The sequence below is a fragment of the Chitinophaga oryzae genome (genome assembly GCF_012516375.2).
Classification (GTDB): Bacteria; Bacteroidota; Bacteroidia; order Chitinophagales; family Chitinophagaceae; genus Chitinophaga; species Chitinophaga oryzae.
Map to the genome: position 1 here is coordinate 6,936,203 of NZ_CP051204.2, position 17,167 is coordinate 6,953,369.

The window sequence follows — 17,167 nt, forward strand, 5'->3', positions numbered from 1 at the left end:
CGCCTAGTTTTTAAAAAGATTAGTGATAGAACTCAGTCCTGCAGCTACTTTGACATAGTCAACCTGGTCTACATCCGGCTGCGTGGTCAGCGCCGGCGCAGTGGCTTTCTCGTCCATATCGAGTATGAATTGCTGTATTTGTTTGAGTTGTAGTTCGAGTAAGGAGAAAGTTTCGTCAGAATAGGAGCCGTTGCGGAGACTTTTGATAGTACGCTCCAGCATGCTGGCAGCCTTTCCCTTGGTGAGGGATTTTATCACATCCAACGTAGGGGTATTAGGGTTCGCACCCCAAAGGACAGAGGAGCCTTCCCACAGTGCCAGCTCTTTGATAACATTGTAACCGCCTTTAGAGCTCTCTTCTGCGAGAGGCGTAAATCCAATACTGTGCTGGTTGATATGGCCATCGGCGTAAAGCTCCATTACATCGTTTCCCAGTTTGGTCCTGCTGGGGCATGATATGCCGACGAGATAATCCCCTTCAACATAGAGTTCTTTGAACTTACCGAGGGCGTGATCCATAGCATACCAATGATCGGTGAGATGCCAGATCTCATTACTGCCTTTAGGCCCACGCTCTTTGATGGTTTTTGTTACAGCACTATGCAGAATAACATCGCCATCCCTGTCGAGATTACGATCCCCAAAAGAGGCTATTGCAATTTTCAGGGTGCGCCCTTTACGGTCGACATCCTGCAGGCCATCAGTTATGTCTTTGTACTGGATGATTTTTTTCATGCGCTGTGGGTAAATGCGCATGGCGTGTCTTTACCTGCGGAACAGGTGCGTTAATAACGGATTTCTCCTTGAAGGTGGAAGAGTCAGATAAATTGGTGGGAAAATTGGTTCTGGCTTTTTCACACAGTAATGTGCGCTTGTCTGCCATACGATACAAAAATACAGTTTATTTCAACTTGCCAAATGTTTTTTCAACATCCAACAAAATTTTTTCCGGAACCAGATCCAGATCACGCTGCAGTGCGATGCGTTGTTTGATCTCCCACCGCTGCCGTTCCAGGTGCATGCGTTTGATCATACAAATCCGTGGTGGTATGGGAATGTGTTTCACTAAAATATCATCAAGTGTCATACAAAATAATTTACGCCGCCATCGGCATGCCCTGTTCATCACGTGCAGGCCGCATGCTGACAATACATCTGCATTGGATAACCTCCTCAGCTGAACCGCTGGGATCACCGGGGTGCATAAGGCCGTTGCTGAACGGCTCCTCCAGTGGACGCACCTCACCACCGACACCACCTTCGTCCTCATCCCGGTGAGTCTCACGCACACGCTTATCCTGGCTGTTCACCCATCGTTTGTTCATCTTCAGTTTACTCTGCCGCGCCGCGGTCATGCCTCCAAAGTTCGCCGCTGCCACGGTTTCTGTACGAGAGATAACACGAGCGCGGGCCAGAGGAACCTGTTTATCATCGCGCATGCTGCGGGCAATTTGCTCAGCACCCATACCAGCAGCACGCCCTGCGGATATCATACCGATCAACCATTTGCGGGTGGTTTCGGTGATCTTGGTAATCTTCTCACCTGCTTTTTGGGTAAAAAACAGGTTCAAAATACCTTCCCAGATAGCATTGAAGCCGAAGCGTTTACACCGGACCGGCTGCGCCCAAGACTTCGTATGCTCTTCAATATTGGCATATTCGATGTTAGCCCAGTTCACGCCAACATCAGTATACAGTCGCCGCAGTAATGACTGTACCTCCACAGTTGGAACAAGCAGGTTGATATTCACCGCAGCAGCATCGGCGCCATGCTGAACAACATAATCCGCCACCCGCATCGCCTGCCGGCGGATGAGGTTATAAAACAGCTTCTGATATTGGGCTTCCTTCCGCTGCTGGAAGGCATTGAACTGATACCATATCTCCCTGTCTGTCATGGCCTGATTTTAATAATCCAGTAATCCGTACTTCTGAAGACCGCTCACATCACCGCTGATGTCTGTTGCGGGCTGATTAACCTGATCAAGAGGAACCAGGTTCGCCGGTATATACCGCTTGTTCATTTCCGGATTGTTAGGATCTGTCTCCCAACCGAGGAATTCTAACATCTGATTGGGCGTGAGCGGCCATATCTTCATAACAGCATTTACCTGTTTCTCCAGATCTTCCTGCAGCTCCGGCAGACTGGCGAAATCTGGCTCTATCCATAGATTCCCGACGGCGCCCTTGTACATGGGCAACAGCCACGCGTTGAGGTCATCACGCAGGCCGCACCATTCCGGGATGACCTTATTGACAACGTAAAATTTTATGCTGGCTTCAAGATTGGCAAGTGTCCCCTTAGAAGGATCCAGCAGCACCGGCGGAAAACTGAAGACATTACATAAGTCTTCTTTGCTGCTGCGTTTTATGGCATCAATGGACAATTCAACAGTAGTACGTCCGAGATCAACGTACCCCAATGGACTATTGGCTAAGGCCACCCGGCCGTTATTGCGCAGGCCATTAACCTCTTGATCCAGTCTATTCTGCAGCTTGTCACGGGTATCAACAGACATACCTTTCGGATCCGTACTGTATAACACCCCTTTGCTCCCCTGATTCTGCATAATGGTGGCACTGGTTTTATCTGCTTTATTTCTCTCGTTCGCAACCATGCCGCCTGCCTCCAAAGGTGCCAGGCCGTATAAATGCGATCCGGATGATGACCAGTACGGATTAAAATATTTCCAGTAGAGCACATCCTCCTTACGCAGATTCGACACCCACCCGTTCTGAAGCTGATATCCAGCAGGTTCCAGATAGTCATAGCTGCCATCAGGATTTTTGCCGATGACAATGACGATATCCGCGCTGGGTAGACACCATAACTCCACCGGCTCACCCGTGGGGTTACCTCCACGGTTCGCCCAAGCAGAACCGGCACCGTTGATTTGTTTGAAACCATATAGGTTTTCAAAGAAGGCCGCGCCTCCCTGTGTAGGATTTGGCCTGTTCAGCAAATCAATGATTGGATGCTTTTCCACGGGCACCATGGCTTTTCTCCGGAAATTAAGCGCTGTCGCAATGGCCTTTCCTGTAGTAGGCGTGCCATCACCCAGAAGCGCCTTATACTGCGAAAACGCCTGTTTATCCTTGATCTGGTACAAATGCCGCGGCACCGTAGAAAACTTCCGCGAAGACTGGCTGATGATACTGTAGATAATGGCGTTACCCATGTAGCCGTTCTTTACAAACTCATGCTGTTTCTGGAAATCATTTATCAGCTGTCCACCCATGGGGAATAAGCTGGTGTTGCCTTGCGGCAACCTGCCGGTGAGGGCATACTTAAAACGTTGAATAATGTTCATTACTCCCATTCTTTTTGTGGTTGTGAATGTCTGTGTATAGCCTGTACGATGGCGTCGTTGAGGTCATCGTACAGGCCATTGGGAAAGGCAAGTATTCCCTGTTCCGGATCGTTGTACAGCATTTCCAACAGTGACTCTCGTATGAAGACCAATCCGGCCTCTGGATACGGCGTCGCCATCTTCGTTCGTGCGATCTTATCCCCTCCGGTAACCTGCACCTCGATTGCGGGAATACCGGAGGAAACCAACGTCTGCTGCGAGCTCTTTCCGGATGCTTTAGCCTCGATGTAGTGTGGTCCCGGTCGCAGCTTTATGAAACGTATCAGATCCGGGAATTCCAATTTATCAAAGCCCAGTTTGTCAATGTACATGCGGAAGCCATCCGACAACCGGACAATACCAGAGGTACAGTACGCACTGGCGTCGTTCTCCTGATCTTTCGTATATGCGGTGTCCCAGTCGGTGCCATAGTCTTCCAGCTGGTCAGGAGAAGGGAAAGCGTTATCCGGAATTGGGATAAACCATTTTTTCCAGATACCACCACCTTCCGGAGCTGGTCGTTGTTGCCCCTGTCCAGCATAACCATAGCTCCCTAAATCAACTTTCATCTTTTCAACAGCCTCTCTTCCTAATCTTTTTACATCCAGAAGTCCCTCGACATAAAAACTTTTCAGCTCAACAGGATGTACATCATTGCTCAACTCCGCCGGCAAGCAAATCCATCTTAACTTCTTCTTACGAATCCATTCGCCTGCGGGGTCAGCTTCGTGAAGCCTCTGCATGACCATTATGGTCACGGTACGCTTTTTATCCGTTTTTCGGGTGGAGAGTGTGCGAGACACAAACCGGGTGGCGCGCTTCAGCTCCTTCTCGCTGACGGCTGCCTCGGGATTGATGGGGTCGTCCACAATTATAAAATCGGCATGCATCCCAGTAACCCGGCCGCCGGTGGAGGTTACAAAGCGCTCTCCCTTTTTTGTGTTTTTATAGTGTGTCTTCCCATCCTGGTCATCCTTAAATTCGATGAGTTCCGGAAAACAAGCCTGAAACTTCTCAGATTTAAGACAGTCACGCGACTTGACCGCGTGGCTGGTTGACAGATCGGCAGCGTAGCTGCTGCTAATGACACGGATAGATGGAGAGCGCACCCATAGCCAGGCGGGAAACAGCTGCGTCACCATAGTGCTCTTGCTGGATCCTGGTGGTACATTGATAAGAACATCCGGTTGTGATTCCCCCCGCTCCCACGACTCAGTTACTTCCTGTAGCTGATCACAGATATAGCGGATATGCCAGTTATCCACCAGCGGTACCGCCTCTATCGTCCCCCAGAACTCCAAAAAGAACCGGTAGAAACTACGCCGGCAAAGCTCCCCCAGCGCCTCCATTGGATCTAAGCGCGGCAATTTCTTCGAGTGCTCCATCAGATAGTTTTGTATAATCCAGCTTTTCGTAATCGTCAACCTTCACCGCGGCATCCAGCTTGTCACCGTAGACCTGCCGCATCTTGCTTTTGACGGTGAAGATTAAGAGGGTCGGATTACAGTTCGCCGCCATGATCGAAGTACCATCTGGCAGGGTGACGTTTTGGCCCAGAGTAACCAGACGGAGAATGTTCTCCCAGATATGCCACCCGTGGGCTTCCGCCTCCCGTATTTTTTCCGCCTGCAAATCCGAAGCATTTTTTTCTATTGTCCGGTAGTCCGCCCGCACGAAGCTTTCTTTATCCAGTCCGAGCGCACGGTGTTTACAGTACTCCTCCACCAACACCTCCATCTCTTCCGGCGGTGTTTTGGAAAAGGTATTCTCCGGCAGGAACCTGCCTAGTTCATCCCTTCCTTTCATCTTTCTTTGGCTTTTGTTTACGGATAAAGTGTGTGTACCCGTTCGGGTGTGGAGTGGAGAGGGGGACCAGAATAATGTTCACCCATCCCGTTTCAGATGGGAGCTCTTTGAGTTGGGAGATAAACTGGTCCACATTAATACCGAGGTTAATTTCTCCGTGCGACTCTTTCGCATTAATTCCCTTCAGACTCATAGTAATTTATCTTTGTACAAATTTATTTTATTTTTGTACAATTTCATAAAACGGCAACACCGAATCCATCCCAACCCAAGTTATCAGGTTATGAGACAGATGTGTCGCGGTTGGTGTACTTCAGACTTAAAATCAGGTTAATAATTGCCTCTTTCAAATCTTTTGAGGTTTTAATGTTGTAAGGGTCGGTTGTTAGGAACACGCTGAATTCGCGTGTTTCGAGGTTCTCTACTATCATAACCTTCCCAATTTCGCCTCGCATTCTTCTTTTTTGGTACATGACAAATAGGTTTGGCTGACAGAAGCTACGGGGTTAGTGCGCATTGTATATGCGGTTATCCACAGTGTTTTGCGCAAAAAGTGTAGACAACTTTTAAAATTCATAAAAAATACTTTCCGACCTTTGTGTAGAGGCATCAGACGGTCGTTATTTTAGCTGGTGCGTTTATGATTTATCAGGCGAGAACATATAGCTATTTTTCATAAACGAACGAGTGAATAAAATGATCTATCCGCAAAACATTAGAAATTTGTTTTGCACAAAAGAATGCCTATATCTTTGTAAGCAGACACGTGAAGAAATTAAAAATCCGGGCCACTATGTGATCCGGATTCCAAGAAGGGCCCATCATTTTAAGATGGACAATGTGAAGTATCGTTTATCAAGAAAAAGGAGAGGCAACATCTCCAAAGGATCCCGAAAAAAGGTATTCCTTAAAGTCTTAAAACTTGTATTAGAAGTTCTAAGTGTTGTTGCTAGTCTTAAACCAATAATCTTAGTATTATCGGAAAGACTTTAATCAGAGGCCAGGTTGTTAGCAGCAGCCTGGCTTCCTTTTTCTCCGAATTCCAGAATTCAAAGTAACACACTTTTGAGCTTTTAACCAAGAACTATTTTAGTATAACGAATTTAAATATTCGTATACACGCAAAGATGAATGAAATATTAATCACATATGATAGCAACTTGATGAATTCATTTACCAATGACGGCCACACAACGGATAAACGGCCAGTATGATCTGCAACAAAATTTTCACCCGCGTTTATTCAAATCGTTAACAGTTTGTAAAAACAAATAGCATTGTTTACAAATGTTAAAGAATTTATCACTCTACCTTCTACCAAAGCTTTTGTTCTGCGTTAATATTATTGGAAGATGGACATAAACATCAAAAAAAGAAGGTGGCAACATGAATAAAACAACAATGTCAATAAAATTCTTGATTGCTAGGCCAGAAGATTTTTTTTGATTGTCATCTTTAGATGGTAGGTTGCCAGTGTATCAGCAGTGCCCATCTTTCACCATGCTAAATCGATAACATATAAAACGTAAAAACAAAACAAAAAAATATTTTTAGATACAACCCGGGCCCAACTACCACGTATTACATATAAGTGGGCGTCAGAAAAACGTGTCAGCGATAGTTTTCATATGACAAAAAACAACCATTAACAAACGCTTTACAACTGTGTTTGTATTGCGATCGTTTTTGTAAGGCAGTACTTTGTACCCAGCCTATCACTTCATCGACCATTCCTCCGAGAAACCTACAATTGCCAGTACTAACCATACAGGCCAGTTATCTCATATCCCTATAAAAAGAGATCTTGAATTTATTAAAAAGACCCGCTTCCGATGGCTGAAGCGGGCCTAAAGAGTTTTTATTAACAATCTAAAACTCGGTTTTATGAACAGGCGTAGAATACCGTTCATTTACTATCTCCTCTTGGGGATAGCAGCCATCGTGGCAGCACTGGCCCCAATACTACAGGAGCTTATTAAGCTCCTTTTGACCCGCTAAGGCAATATTGGGATAGGCCACTATCAAGAAGGGCAGCATGACAGGCTGTCCTTCTTTTCTTTTTAATAGGCTTAAATTACATCTTAGAAGCAGATGTATAATGAAATGAATAAACATAAGGAATAATCAATACATAATCACATAGAAAGACGAATAAGAATACGATCTAAGGTTTAAAGGCGATGGATAATAAGCTGAAACTCGGAAGATCAAATTATTCATTTTTTTTCACAAACGATCAACATCTTGTATTCTTTGCTATATAAACTCAATATCAACTATTTACATTGAGGAATAAATTAAACTATCGATACTTAAGGGCAAATTATTTGTTATTTTCGTCTATCCGTACCATTTAATACGAGCATATTAAACATCTCTCTCATTCTGCTCCGCACCCTCTCGCTGTAACATTGCGTGATCTCTTCAACAGTTAGATTCGTTGTGATATGGGTAAGATTAAATGGGATCTTTTTACCATATCGGTTCAGGACCACATCCGCTACAACGTTTACTTGGTCCCCAAAATTGTGTTTTAACCCTTCAGTACCGACGTCATCCAGGCAAACGCCAAGGGTGTTTTGATAAAACGTCGAAGGGTGGGCAGGAGTGGTAAATGGACGCGAAAAAATTTGTAAGGCCCCCTCGCCTTCCTCCTTAAAACTGTTTGCGATATCCCGGCAGGCGAAAATACGGTATGACTGATACTGATTTGCCTGGAACAATTCCATAACTGTGGTTTTGCCAGTGCCAACCGGACCACACAGCATGATGCCCTTTTGAAGGGAAAACCCCTCACCTGCAGTACAGAACTTCTCCGAACGGGTGAAGTAATGGCAAAGAGCTTTCAGCACTGCGTGATTGTCGGCATCTTTCACCAGATTCAATCCCCGCTGAGCGGCCTTCCACTCCACGAACATCATCATCTCAGTCGGGGTCCATGGGCGGAGCAACTCAGTCTCCCATAGGCGACGCCGTTCCTTATCCTGCTCGTACTTTATTCGATCCTCCTTGCGGCGCTGCGCATCCCGGATCGCAGCCTCTCGTTCTTCCGGAGTAAGCTCAAAGCTTTCCGTATTCGCGGGGACCCGCTGGTATAACAAGTCCTCCAGGCTGGAGGTTCTGTTGGTTCGTTTTTCTTCCATTGCGCAACGATTGAAAAATGTTCTGTGAATGCGTTTTCACCTGCTGCAAACTGTAGTTTTTGAAAAAATCGTGTTTACAGGCGAATTCCGCCATCTTTTCCCACTCAGCAAGCACCCCTACCACCACATCCCCATCGCGAGGATTATACGGCATCTCAAGGCGATTACACAGGAATTCCGCCAAAGCCCTTAAAGCTTCGAAATCCTTCTGCCGATCTTCCGGGTAATCGGGAGAGTGCTTCTTCCACGCCGCCAGCATTTCCGGAATCAGGTACCGCGTCGGTACGGTTTCCCCTACAACCCCTTCCTTTTTTTCAATTTCTTTTTCATTTTCATTTTCCTTTTCTAAAAGGCTTTCATTTGGGTTTTGAAATAAAAAGGGTTGGGTTTCTTCTGGGTTTTCTTCAAAAAAAGGGTTAGCTTCATCATTTCCTTCTAAATTAGCCACAGCGGCTTTTTTCGGCCGACCACCCTTTTTCCCGGATTCTGTTTGCTTAGCGCGGAAACGTTCACGCTTCGTGCGGGTTTCCTCCAACTTTGCATTAACCCAAAACCCAACCCTTTTTTCCCATTTATGTTTTATCCGCCCCCAGAGCTCCAGATCTTCACCCTCCAAACCACGGGGGTGACCGCCAACGTCTTCTAATCCTCCGTTAATCCAGCTTTCTGCCAACAAATCGACATGAAGGGACTTCATGCCACGGGACCACCTGATGGTATCCACCAGGTAGTCGGACGCATAAAACGGAAAAGTTGGATCTTTCGCCATATTATAAGATTTAAATGCAGCTATAGCTCCGGCTTCCGGGCTGATGAAATTAAAATTGGAAACAGCCAGCCGATACCTTCTACTTCTACGGGATTCGGAACGACACGGCAGATAGCAGCCCCTTTTTCACTCCAGTCAAGATCTTCCAGTACCATGCGGGCAATAGTTGTGGAATTAAAACAGTACCCAATCGCGCCCCGCCCAGCGTTTTTCCGAAGCAATAAACCGTCCTTTTCTGAGGCGGCCCCTACATACCAGTCACCGGGGGATTCTTCATCTCTATAAAGATGTACAGCCTTCGCAACGCCCTTCGACAACCCCAATATCTCAACGACCAATCCAGATAGGGAGATAACTCCGTTACGGTTAAAGGAAACTGTCATTTTGCTACGGCCCGCGGATACGGTGTTGATAGCATCGTATTTTTTTAAGTTCATGTCATTTGCACCCTTCCGGGTCGGTTTACTTAAATTTTTTAGAAAAAACTATTTAACATCTGTATACCATCATAGCTTTAGATCGTTGTCTTATTGTTATAACTTTTTACTTTATGAATAAATTACCTAAAAGCTTCACAACGAGAAGTGGGGACCAGGTGTTAATCCACCAGCTTTCAGAGAAAGCAGTAAAACTTGAAATTCTGATCCCAGGCCAACAGTCAGAGGAGATTATTTTTTCAGAAGAAGTCTCCCCAAACGTGAAGGACGGCCATGTTTTCTGGTCTTTCAAGCAACATGAAGCATTAGTCGGACTGTTCCAGATAATGGCTGGACATCTTAATTAATCTTTCATTTGGCGCCAACAGACAAGGGTTTGTGTTGGCGCCTACTAGTCATTTCTCAGCTTAAATTCTTAAACCTAACACCATGTCAATTAACGACTCCCAGTTCACTGTAACATTTGATTTCGCCGATACCAAACAAGAAGTCGATGTCCTACATGTTGATGAGTTTTTTACAATCCATCCTAAAGATCCGGCCTATGCGGTATATGTTGGCGGCACTGTATATAAAATGACTGACGGCAAACTACAGTGCGGTGTGACCAATGAGTATTTTGAATACTTAGCTGTCGCTGCTGACGCAATATTTAACCACATCACTCATGGCTGATCGTCTGCATTTGGCTTAAATCTAAAAATAATCTCAATCAACCACCCGCGGTCCAGCTTTGTAGTATTCCTGCAGACGGCCATCAACCGGTCCACCTCCTCCTGTCCGATCTTCCGAACCAGATTATCACGGTAGGTTGATAGGTTACCGTCCATATGTCGGTTGCAGTGGACACACTGCCCATGGACGTTATTCTCGTCAAACCGGATCGCAGTGTAGAGGCTTGCCGCCATAAAGTGACCGGCATCCATCTGAGCAACAGGTTTGATTTTACCGCAGGAGATACACCGGAAGATATTGCCGTCTGAATCCCGCTGGCGGATATACCTATTGAAATGGTCCGTGGCCAGCTTCAACAGCTGTGGCACGGACATCCCTTTGTATTTTTTGATCTGTTTTTCGCTCAATTCCATACTGAAAAAATTATTACCTGCCGGACACATTCTCTGCTGCCACCGGGAAACGGTTACCATTCTTGTCTTCTACGATCAGGACGGCGCCGTGTTCAGATATGATCTTTACACGGTCGCCGGCCTTCCCGTAGTGTAATCGTACCTTGTCCTGATAGAAAGCAGAAAAGGCGTCAGCCAGCAGATACGTTGACATGGTTAAAATCTTTCGGGAACACACCGGTGATGACCACGTCCTGCAAATTGGTGATCAGCAGGATAACCGGTTGCGGATCGTAGTGCTTTTCGTCAAATTGCAGCTGAAAGGTATGTTCAGCCTGAGCGCCGCCCTTCCATTGAGGAACATAGAATCGCCCGAAGAGGGTGCCAGTATGTCCAGTAAACTCCACGAAAGCCGTACCTATGCCTTTATTCTGAATTTCGAGACACAACTGGGTGATGGTACCGATAGCGCTGATCTGTTTGATGCTTCTGTTCATGGCAATAATTTTACTCGTCAATGTCTACCGGGTGCAGCTCCTTGAAGCTCCACTCAGGCTGTTTCATGTGAATGATACCACAGTCGCCGGATTCCGCGGCAGCATCGAAGCCAGGCCAAAAAAGTTTTTCCTGACACTCTTTGACTGTGAGAAGCGCGGTCCGGTATTTATACTTGCCGTTGGCCAGATCATCAGGCGCCCAGAAAAACACCGCCACCAGATAGGGAGGAACTGTCTGCAGCATGATGGTGAACACCGCTGTGAACTTCCGTTCCGTTACCTCCGATCCCACCTGCAGATACATACCTTCTGAAATCTCGTAGGCGTATTTTGCGGAATCGTAGAAGAATTTGCCGAGACTCTGCGCGGAGGTGGTCTTAAAGGAGATGATAGCGTTGGCGCCTATATTCTCCTCCAGATTGAAGTAGTCCGGGCGGATCTTTACCGGCAGACCTGTCTCCTGATCAGTTCCGTAAAGGCTAACTTCAGCCACGGCACCTTTCAACAGGCGCGGAATAATGCCCCCGCCGTAGGTTTTATAATTGTACCGTACGATATCGATGATGTCCTGATGCTCCCGTTTGATGCGCTGGTAGGGGCAGGCAGCTTTAAGCTCCTGCAGGTAGCCTCGTAGGTCGGCGATTTTATACCCGGACAGGTCGGCGTTACCACACTGGTTCACCTTTTCGTACCAACGGACCATATTGGTAACGCCTTCAGTGGTATTGAGAGGGTGGTCCGGCTCAATGATCACTTTATCAAATCTTTCAGGCTCCAGAAAGGCCATGTGGCAAAACGTGCCCAGCTCGAAGTGGTCTTTATCCGGCGCCTTCTGGCGCATCTCAGTATAAAACTTGTAGTGGAAAGGTGTTTTTAATACCTCCTTCAGCGCAGAACTGCTATTGTGGTGGCTATCCAGATACTTCTGCATCTCGTCGCGCAACAGAATACCATTTTTACTCAGCGCCAGCAGGTCGATGGTGTACACCTCCGGAGAGTTGAATTGAGGACTACTGAGAATGTCCTGCAGGTCTGCATAATCATGTAGATCATATGCGAACCGGTTGAGCTCCTGGTCTGCTATTTCTGCCGAGTCCAGGTCCGGCATGTAAAACTCTGCCATGGCTTAGACTTTAATAAGGAGTGGTTTAACAGACCAGAGATCAGACTGGTAATTATTGTTTTTGTTCTTCTTCTTACCTAGATATGTGACCAGCAGCGGCGTGCCTGACTGTACGTTATTTTCCTTCAGGGCACCAACCAGTCGCTTACTGCCATTGCTGATACTACGGATACCACCAGCGGTCTTTTCCCAGAAGAAAGCACACAACAGATCCATAATTATGGTGGTATCGTTCATGTCCTGCACAGGACGCGTTTTGAGACAGTAGAAAACAATACGCTTCTCCTCTCCTTCTTCTTCGGGCGTCCAGTAGTCTGCCATGAGGTCGAACGGCATCGCCCTGGCGGTAACCAGATCCGGGAAACCTTTGTTGATATCAACAGTAGGAAAAGGGGAAACCTGTGCCACCGCTACATCCTTAACGCCGCCGGTGATGGCGACAACGGCCGCAGGCTGAGTTCCGGAGGAGGTATTGTTTCTGTTAGTTTTTGCCATACATTTGTTTTGAGAGTGAATTGAAAAATTTACTTTTTGCCATGGGGCGCCAGTGACCGCTGGTGCCCCTTTTTATTGCAGGTTGTGGATAAGCTCAACACCGGTGTATAAAGCCCATGCAATCAGGCAAACGATAACCAGTCGCAGGAACTGGATGAAGGCATGCGTTCTGTTCATGATACGAACCGTATACCGGCAACTACTCTACCTAAAGGCTGCGTAGTCGACGCAATGGCATATCCGATATAATTGGACATAAAAATCACTTCCTCCCCTGTATTGCAAAAGGCAATACAGGCCCGAAGCCAAAGAGCAACATTTAAAAGGCCGCCGCCATTTTCTGCGAGAATCCGGTCCCTCTCCTTGTTACAGCTGGTGGTAATGATAGTCCACCGTTCATCAGAAATACCGAGCGCCTCGCTGAGCCGCGGTTTGGTAGCATCAATTTGTACAGATTGCATGTTTGGTTAGTTTTGATTGTGAAAGAATGCCGGAAGTCGCCGGCGCGCTCGGGTAGCTGCCCGACAAGCCTTTTTCCGTACTGCCCGGCGGCGGCCGCCTTTACATCTTACCGGGCTGATTATTATACTCTATGTTGCTGGTAATATTGCGGAGAGACAGGGAATCGAACCCTGGAACCTGTTACAGTTTACCGGTTAGCAACGGGCTACATTACCGCTCTGTCATCTCTCCATGCTGCTATAACCCAGGCAGCGGGGCCCATCTACGAAGCCAGCGGGGTGGCTGAACAGATAATTTTGACATACAAAAAGATTTCAGAAAAATTCCAGCAGGTGGAAACCTGCCGGGTCGAGTCCTAAGCTTTGTCCCTGTACCTAAAATATCTTTAAAGAGCACCTCTACACCAGGAACAAATGGTGCGAAAAGAACTTTTAGCCGTTAGTGCTGGCCGCTGGAAACATCAGGGCCGCGCAGGCCAGTATAATGATCACCATCAGAAAGCCCGCCGCTACGATGAAAAGGGATAATATCTTGGTCATAAGTCCAATGTTGCGTTGATGACAGAATTGGTTGCCTGCCGGTATCTCTCCCGGCACCCTTTCACACCCTCCCGGTAAGCTGCCGCCTGTGCGAGATGATACTCAGTGTTTCCCTGCGTTGCTAATTGCGTATGCCATTTGATTTGTTTTACCATACCTGCAAGCGATCACAATTCTTTGGCTGCCTGGATATGCAGCAGTTGCATACTACTCATCTCCATGGCTGCGCATTTTTCAGGCAAATAATGCCGCCAGCAACAGCATTCAACAGAACGCCGGCAATGGCGATGTACGCATTCTGTAGCATGACGCCAGCAATCAGCCAGGCAGCTACGTTAGTGTAGATAAGTTCCATGATGGAGTTTTGAAGGGTGAATGACTACCCCCTCGCGGGGCGATTTATATTCTGCTTAGTGGCCCTCCTTCCGGACAGGATAAGTGTGGTATACTTTACCCGCGGCTGCCGGGTCTTGGGTTGCTTCCGTGGAGAAGCGGCTTTTAACTCCAGCTTCTCCACAATAAGCAATCCTTGGTCGGCGATTTTGCGGAGCGCCAATAAGGTGGCCTTTATATCTGCAAGCTCTTCGAGTGATGCGGTGTCCATGTTTACTGTTGGGTTGCTTCCTGAATGGTCTTACATGCGCGCTGATATTCAGCTACTGCATCGGAAAGAGCAAGCATTACCGGTGCCACATGAGTCACTTTTTGGAGCTTCCCCGAGAGGAACTTGTATACCTTATGCCGGGTGGTGCCGTACTTCTTTGCCACGGCCGTAATGTTTACATGCTTGTAGGCAGTTTTGAACTGGGTCATTTGTTCGGCCGTCGCCCATTCAGTATTTGTACGTTCCATATTTTGCGTATTTTCACGCATGTTACATATTGTTGCGTGTTGTAATTTTGCGTTTACAAAGCAATGTTATAACGATTTTTCGTTAAAAACAAGTTTTGAAACGGATATTCGTTAATATTTTATTTAATCATTTGTAAATGTATGAAGGTCAGAATAAAAAAATCAAGGCATATTTCGACAAAAACGATCTTTCGTTAACAGACGTAAAGAAGAAAACGGGCATCCCACACTCTACTCTCTCTTCGATAATTAATAATCCGAGCGGGAATCCGAGTCTTAAAACGTTGCAATCGTTACGAAAGCATTTTCCGGATCTGGACTCAAATAACGACAACCCGTTAACAGTTAATGAGCCCTCGGTATTATATGGAACGAAGGTCCAGTGGCGTGGCGTGCCTATTTATGATACAGAGGTTACTGGAGGTCTACTTTCTCTGATACGTGACGAGCAACCCAGCGAACCCATTTACTACTTGCCGATTCCTGGTTTTCGGGATTGTAAGTTCGGCGCCCGTGTAAGCGGGGACAGCATGTATCCGGAAATTCGTAATGGTGACTTTGTAATCTGTAAGGAGGTCAGCCTATTTGTGTATGGGGATATATACCTCGTGGTAACAGAAGATGGTCAAGAGACGGTCAAGCACGTACATCCGCACGAAAACCCGGACTACGTGACATTGGTCCCAAGCAACAAGGACGTGCCTGCAACGCCGATTGAGAAGGCCAAAATCAAAAAGTTTTATAAAGTAAAAGGAGTAATCAAAGGATATTAAAAAGCACTCTAATGAAAAGATTTTTGCTTTTAGTCTTATGTATCTCTGCATTTCAGGCCTACTCTCAAAATCGCAGTGATGAAGAGCCGCGGGGGCTATTTGATAAAAAAAAGAAAGTTGCTTTAAGTGCGAATGAGCCAACCCCTTCCAAGGGTGATCAGTTCATTATTTGCGACTATACGCTGCCCGCTGATAGTCTATTCAAAAAGATATCCGGTGATTTACTTGCATTTGGCTACTCCATTGACAAAAAGGATTCGGATCTCTTTTATCTAACCACCGGGGAAAAACCGGTAAAACACCTCGTCTATACGATGCGGGTCATTGTTAAAGGGCAACAGGTAAAACTAAATGCTCTTTACAAGTCTGCTGTGGGCTTTCAATTTGGTAACGTTAAAACCGAGCAAACAGCTTCAGACGTGAAATTCACATCAAAAATGTATGTAACAAGAGATGTCTTCGACGAAATGATAAAATTCGCTCAGTCGACCTCTCCTCAGAAAATCCATTTTGAAAAATAATGCCCTACAAAAAGCAACAGCACGGAGATGATGTTGCCGGCAGGTTTGTGTCGGAAATGGAGCTACTTAAAAAAGAGCATCCAGACATCTGGGATAAAGTAGGGATTTCATCCAGCCAGTTTTCCCACATAAAAGCAGGGAATCGGTACCCGACAGTTGATCATCTGACAAATTTGGTAAAGCATTACCATTACTCTGGAACCTGGTTGCTTACCGGTACCGGTGACAGGAGAAACGAACCTGCCACCCCTTCAGTAGAGAAAAAACTGGCAGCCATTCAGGAGCAATTGGCAAAAATAAATACCAGGCTGGATTTAGAGCAGGAAACAGGGGGTAACAAAAAGGGTAACAAAACCCGGGAAACCGGCACTAAATAAAAAAATTGACGCATACGTAAAGAATTGACAATTAACTTACAATTCCCTTTTTAGAACAAACGTGTGAAATCTCCTCCTTCGCACCAAACGTCATAATAACAGTGTTATTATGACGTTTTTTTTTGCCCAAAACCGTCCGTGTTTCGGATAATATTGCAGCCTGCTTATATCAGTCCCTTGTCGGTAAGCCGCATGTTTCTCAGGTCCATTTTATGCTGTTTCAGGAACCGTTGATAGACCATATCAGCATCCAGCGCCATCTGCTTTTTGTCTCTTGCTTTCCGGGAGCTTTCGTAGGGCTCGTTGGCAAAAATGAGGTCGTAGATCATATATTCCACAGCCTCCTGCTTTTGCTGATTGCTCCAACCGGCAACACGGACGTTCGATCTTACCTGGCTGCGCACAGCATTGATCTGCGTTAAGGTCGGATTGCCACTCATGCCATTGGCAATGCGCCACATGCCTAAGATGTAGGCAGTGAAAGCATCCGCGTAATTATGATGTACATCCAGTCCCAGTGATGTTAAAAGCCGCAGATAAGCGTTAAAAGGATCATATTGGTTCAGGGCATTTTCCAGATTTTTACCGGCAGTGGGATTCCTGCTTTTCAGGCGGTTGATAATGGACTGTTTTACCTTAACAGAAGTGCTGCTGCCGGGCGAAATCAGGAAAGTCGCTGCATCCGCCGGCGCAGTGGCTTTAGAGCGCCTTGTCCCGCCTGCTTTTGGGGTATTGGAATAAGCCAGGTCATTGATGATATTTTGGTTCACGAACGACTGAATCGTATTGTTATACAGCATGTTATTCTGGGCGAGCATCATGGTGGCCCCGGGGTCGTACTGGCTGTAACTGCTCAGTTGTAACAGGCAGAAAACGGGAATTAAATAAAATGGTTTTAGCATAAAAAAGGTTTAATGGCGGTGCATCCGGAAAACTACTGCCGGAGCATCACCCGA

Annotated in this window: 25 protein-coding genes and 1 tRNA gene; 6 read left to right on the forward strand and 20 right to left on the reverse strand. The window is 46.4% G+C overall.

From position 1 onward, the window contains the following. Positions 1-3: 3 nt before the first annotated feature. Positions 4-660 (reverse strand): HK97 family phage prohead protease, encoded by a 657-nt coding sequence (locus HF324_RS27260; protein WP_258539561.1) that lies wholly within the window; start codon positions 658-660, stop codon positions 4-6. Between HF324_RS27260 and HF324_RS33730 the strand changes: the two genes are divergently transcribed. Next, positions 541-789 (forward strand): hypothetical protein, encoded by a 249-nt coding sequence (locus HF324_RS33730; RefSeq protein ID WP_258539566.1) that lies wholly within the window; start codon positions 541-543, stop codon positions 787-789. The genes HF324_RS27260 and HF324_RS33730 overlap by 120 nt on opposite strands. A gap of 112 nt (positions 790-901) precedes the next feature. Here HF324_RS33730 and HF324_RS27265 read toward each other — a convergent pair whose 3' ends face one another. The 9 genes from HF324_RS27265 to HF324_RS27305 all read right to left on the reverse strand — a co-directional run bounded on the left by HF324_RS27265 (position 902) and on the right by HF324_RS27305 (position 9,505). Continuing rightward, positions 902-1,087 (reverse strand): hypothetical protein, encoded by a 186-nt coding sequence (locus tag HF324_RS27265; protein WP_168861333.1) that lies wholly within the window; start codon positions 1,085-1,087, stop codon positions 902-904. Positions 1,088-1,097: 10 nt separating this feature from the next. Then, entirely contained in the window at positions 1,098-1,898 is an 801-nt protein-coding gene (locus HF324_RS27270) for a phage minor head protein (protein ID WP_168861334.1), read from the reverse strand. A gap of 9 nt (positions 1,899-1,907) precedes the next feature. Further along, complete coding sequence (locus HF324_RS27275; RefSeq protein ID WP_168861335.1) at positions 1,908-3,311, reverse strand: phage portal protein; 1,404 nt, start codon at positions 3,309-3,311, stop codon at positions 1,908-1,910. Then, positions 3,311-4,735, reverse strand: a complete 1,425-nt coding sequence (locus tag HF324_RS27280; protein ID WP_168861336.1) for a hypothetical protein — start codon at positions 4,733-4,735, stop codon at positions 3,311-3,313. Before HF324_RS27280 ends, HF324_RS27275 begins: the two co-directional genes overlap by 1 nt. After that, entirely contained in the window at positions 4,668-5,156 is a 489-nt protein-coding gene (locus HF324_RS27285; RefSeq protein WP_168861337.1) for a hypothetical protein, read from the reverse strand. Before HF324_RS27285 ends, HF324_RS27280 begins: the two co-directional genes overlap by 68 nt. Then, a complete protein-coding gene (locus HF324_RS27290) occupies positions 5,140-5,349 on the reverse strand; it encodes a hypothetical protein (protein WP_168861338.1) in 210 nt (69 codons plus the stop codon). Before HF324_RS27290 ends, HF324_RS27285 begins: the two co-directional genes overlap by 17 nt. Before the next feature lie 2,137 nt (positions 5,350-7,486). Further along, positions 7,487-8,299, reverse strand: coding sequence for a P-loop NTPase family protein (locus HF324_RS27295; RefSeq protein ID WP_168861339.1), 813 nt, complete (start codon positions 8,297-8,299; stop codon positions 7,487-7,489). After that, positions 8,217-9,068 (reverse strand): hypothetical protein, encoded by an 852-nt coding sequence (locus HF324_RS27300; protein ID WP_168861340.1) that lies wholly within the window; start codon positions 9,066-9,068, stop codon positions 8,217-8,219. The genes HF324_RS27295 and HF324_RS27300 overlap by 83 nt, the downstream gene beginning before the upstream one ends. A gap of 20 nt (positions 9,069-9,088) precedes the next feature. Beyond that, the gene (locus tag HF324_RS27305) at positions 9,089-9,505 is read right to left on the reverse strand and encodes a hypothetical protein (protein ID WP_168861341.1); all 417 of its coding nucleotides are present in this window, start codon (positions 9,503-9,505) and stop codon (positions 9,089-9,091) included. 113 nt (positions 9,506-9,618) lie between these two features. On the opposite strand from HF324_RS27305, the gene HF324_RS27310 reads away from it, so the two are divergent. After that, on the forward strand, positions 9,619-9,852 hold the full coding sequence (locus HF324_RS27310; RefSeq protein ID WP_168861342.1) for a hypothetical protein: 234 nt from the start codon (positions 9,619-9,621) through the stop codon (positions 9,850-9,852). 82 nt (positions 9,853-9,934) lie between these two features. After that, a complete protein-coding gene (locus HF324_RS27315; protein WP_168861343.1) occupies positions 9,935-10,180 on the forward strand; it encodes a hypothetical protein in 246 nt (81 codons plus the stop codon). On the opposite strand, the gene HF324_RS27320 is transcribed toward HF324_RS27315, so the two are convergent. The 9 genes from HF324_RS27320 to HF324_RS27360 form a co-directional block, all read right to left on the reverse strand. After that, entirely contained in the window at positions 10,171-10,593 is a 423-nt protein-coding gene (locus HF324_RS27320; protein WP_168861344.1) for a recombination protein NinG, read from the reverse strand. The genes HF324_RS27315 and HF324_RS27320 overlap by 10 nt on opposite strands. A 13-nt stretch (positions 10,594-10,606) precedes the next feature. Next, a complete protein-coding gene (locus HF324_RS27325; RefSeq protein ID WP_168861345.1) occupies positions 10,607-10,786 on the reverse strand; it encodes a hypothetical protein in 180 nt (59 codons plus the stop codon). After that, positions 10,764-11,069 carry a hypothetical protein gene (locus HF324_RS27330; RefSeq protein ID WP_168861346.1) on the reverse strand — a complete coding sequence of 102 codons (306 nt, stop codon included), beginning with the start codon at positions 11,067-11,069 and terminating at the stop codon, positions 10,764-10,766. The genes HF324_RS27325 and HF324_RS27330 overlap by 23 nt, the downstream gene beginning before the upstream one ends. 10 nt (positions 11,070-11,079) lie before the next feature. After that, positions 11,080-12,192: a PD-(D/E)XK nuclease-like domain-containing protein gene (locus HF324_RS27335; protein ID WP_168861347.1), complete on the reverse strand. Its 1,113-nt coding sequence runs from the start codon at positions 12,190-12,192 to the stop codon at positions 11,080-11,082. A gap of 3 nt (positions 12,193-12,195) precedes the next feature. Continuing rightward, positions 12,196-12,687, reverse strand: coding sequence for a hypothetical protein (locus HF324_RS27340; protein WP_168861348.1), 492 nt, complete (start codon positions 12,685-12,687; stop codon positions 12,196-12,198). 173 nt (positions 12,688-12,860) lie between these two features. After that, entirely contained in the window at positions 12,861-13,148 is a 288-nt protein-coding gene (locus HF324_RS27345; RefSeq protein WP_168861349.1) for a hypothetical protein, read from the reverse strand. A 149-nt stretch (positions 13,149-13,297) separates the two neighbouring features. Then, a tRNA-Ser gene (locus HF324_RS27350) sits at positions 13,298-13,380 on the reverse strand. A 519-nt stretch (positions 13,381-13,899) separates the two neighbouring features. Beyond that, the gene (locus tag HF324_RS27355; RefSeq protein ID WP_168861350.1) at positions 13,900-14,043 is read right to left on the reverse strand and encodes a hypothetical protein; all 144 of its coding nucleotides are present in this window, start codon (positions 14,041-14,043) and stop codon (positions 13,900-13,902) included. Positions 14,044-14,294: 251 nt separating this feature from the next. Beyond that, positions 14,295-14,540, reverse strand: a complete 246-nt coding sequence (locus tag HF324_RS27360) for a hypothetical protein (RefSeq protein WP_168861351.1) — start codon at positions 14,538-14,540, stop codon at positions 14,295-14,297. Positions 14,541-14,677: 137 nt separating this feature from the next. Between HF324_RS27360 and HF324_RS27365 the strand changes: the two genes are divergently transcribed. From HF324_RS27365 to HF324_RS27375, 3 genes are read left to right on the forward strand one after another with little or no spacing between them, the layout of a single operon-like run. After that, positions 14,678-15,313, forward strand: coding sequence for a S24 family peptidase (locus HF324_RS27365; protein WP_168861352.1), 636 nt, complete (start codon positions 14,678-14,680; stop codon positions 15,311-15,313). A gap of 11 nt (positions 15,314-15,324) precedes the next feature. After that, entirely contained in the window at positions 15,325-15,834 is a 510-nt protein-coding gene (locus tag HF324_RS27370) for a hypothetical protein (RefSeq protein ID WP_168861353.1), read from the forward strand. Continuing rightward, the gene (locus HF324_RS27375) at positions 15,834-16,211 is read left to right on the forward strand and encodes a helix-turn-helix domain-containing protein (protein WP_168861354.1); all 378 of its coding nucleotides are present in this window, start codon (positions 15,834-15,836) and stop codon (positions 16,209-16,211) included. Before HF324_RS27370 ends, HF324_RS27375 begins: the two co-directional genes overlap by 1 nt. Positions 16,212-16,375: 164 nt before the next feature. Here HF324_RS27375 and HF324_RS27380 read toward each other — a convergent pair whose 3' ends face one another. Continuing rightward, entirely contained in the window at positions 16,376-17,113 is a 738-nt protein-coding gene (locus HF324_RS27380) for a hypothetical protein (RefSeq protein ID WP_168806226.1), read from the reverse strand. Between the last annotated feature and the right edge of the window lie 54 nt (positions 17,114-17,167).

Bases quoted from the DNA above. Each gene is read 5' to 3' on its own strand.
- HF324_RS27280 (WP_168861336.1), bottom strand. From the start codon at position 4,735: ATGGAGCACTCGAAGAAATTGCCGCGCTTAGATCCAATGGAGGCGCTG.
- HF324_RS27285 (WP_168861337.1), bottom strand. From the start codon at position 5,156: ATGAAAGGAAGGGATGAACTAGGCAGGTTCCTGCCGGAGAATACCTTT.
- HF324_RS27360 (WP_168861351.1), bottom strand. From the start codon at position 14,540: ATGGAACGTACAAATACTGAATGGGCGACGGCCGAACAAATGACCCAG.
- HF324_RS27265 (WP_168861333.1), bottom strand. From the start codon at position 1,087: ATGACACTTGATGATATTTTAGTGAAACACATTCCCATACCACCACGG.
- HF324_RS27290 (WP_168861338.1), bottom strand. From the start codon at position 5,349: ATGAGTCTGAAGGGAATTAATGCGAAAGAGTCGCACGGAGAAATTAAC.
- HF324_RS27345 (WP_168861349.1), bottom strand. From the start codon at position 13,148: ATGCAATCTGTACAAATTGATGCTACCAAACCGCGGCTCAGCGAGGCG.
- HF324_RS33730 (WP_258539566.1), top strand. From the start codon at position 541: ATGCCAGATCTCATTACTGCCTTTAGGCCCACGCTCTTTGATGGTTTT.
- HF324_RS27315 (WP_168861343.1), top strand. From the start codon at position 9,935: ATGTCAATTAACGACTCCCAGTTCACTGTAACATTTGATTTCGCCGAT.
- HF324_RS27340 (WP_168861348.1), bottom strand. From the start codon at position 12,687: ATGGCAAAAACTAACAGAAACAATACCTCCTCCGGAACTCAGCCTGCG.
- HF324_RS27330 (WP_168861346.1), bottom strand. From the start codon at position 11,069: ATGAACAGAAGCATCAAACAGATCAGCGCTATCGGTACCATCACCCAG.
- HF324_RS27300 (WP_168861340.1), bottom strand. From the start codon at position 9,068: ATGGCGAAAGATCCAACTTTTCCGTTTTATGCGTCCGACTACCTGGTG.
- HF324_RS27275 (WP_168861335.1), bottom strand. From the start codon at position 3,311: ATGAACATTATTCAACGTTTTAAGTATGCCCTCACCGGCAGGTTGCCG.
- HF324_RS27365 (WP_168861352.1), top strand. From the start codon at position 14,678: ATGTATGAAGGTCAGAATAAAAAAATCAAGGCATATTTCGACAAAAAC.
- HF324_RS27325 (WP_168861345.1), bottom strand. From the start codon at position 10,786: ATGTCAACGTATCTGCTGGCTGACGCCTTTTCTGCTTTCTATCAGGAC.
- HF324_RS27370 (WP_168861353.1), top strand. From the start codon at position 15,325: ATGAAAAGATTTTTGCTTTTAGTCTTATGTATCTCTGCATTTCAGGCC.
- HF324_RS27335 (WP_168861347.1), bottom strand. From the start codon at position 12,192: ATGGCAGAGTTTTACATGCCGGACCTGGACTCGGCAGAAATAGCAGAC.
- HF324_RS27355 (WP_168861350.1), bottom strand. From the start codon at position 14,043: ATGGAACTTATCTACACTAACGTAGCTGCCTGGCTGATTGCTGGCGTC.
- HF324_RS27310 (WP_168861342.1), top strand. From the start codon at position 9,619: ATGAATAAATTACCTAAAAGCTTCACAACGAGAAGTGGGGACCAGGTG.
- HF324_RS27380 (WP_168806226.1), bottom strand. From the start codon at position 17,113: ATGCTAAAACCATTTTATTTAATTCCCGTTTTCTGCCTGTTACAACTG.
- HF324_RS27320 (WP_168861344.1), bottom strand. From the start codon at position 10,593: ATGGAATTGAGCGAAAAACAGATCAAAAAATACAAAGGGATGTCCGTG.
- HF324_RS27270 (WP_168861334.1), bottom strand. From the start codon at position 1,898: ATGACAGACAGGGAGATATGGTATCAGTTCAATGCCTTCCAGCAGCGG.
- HF324_RS27295 (WP_168861339.1), bottom strand. From the start codon at position 8,299: ATGGAAGAAAAACGAACCAACAGAACCTCCAGCCTGGAGGACTTGTTA.
- HF324_RS27305 (WP_168861341.1), bottom strand. From the start codon at position 9,505: ATGAACTTAAAAAAATACGATGCTATCAACACCGTATCCGCGGGCCGT.
- HF324_RS27375 (WP_168861354.1), top strand. From the start codon at position 15,834: ATGCCCTACAAAAAGCAACAGCACGGAGATGATGTTGCCGGCAGGTTT.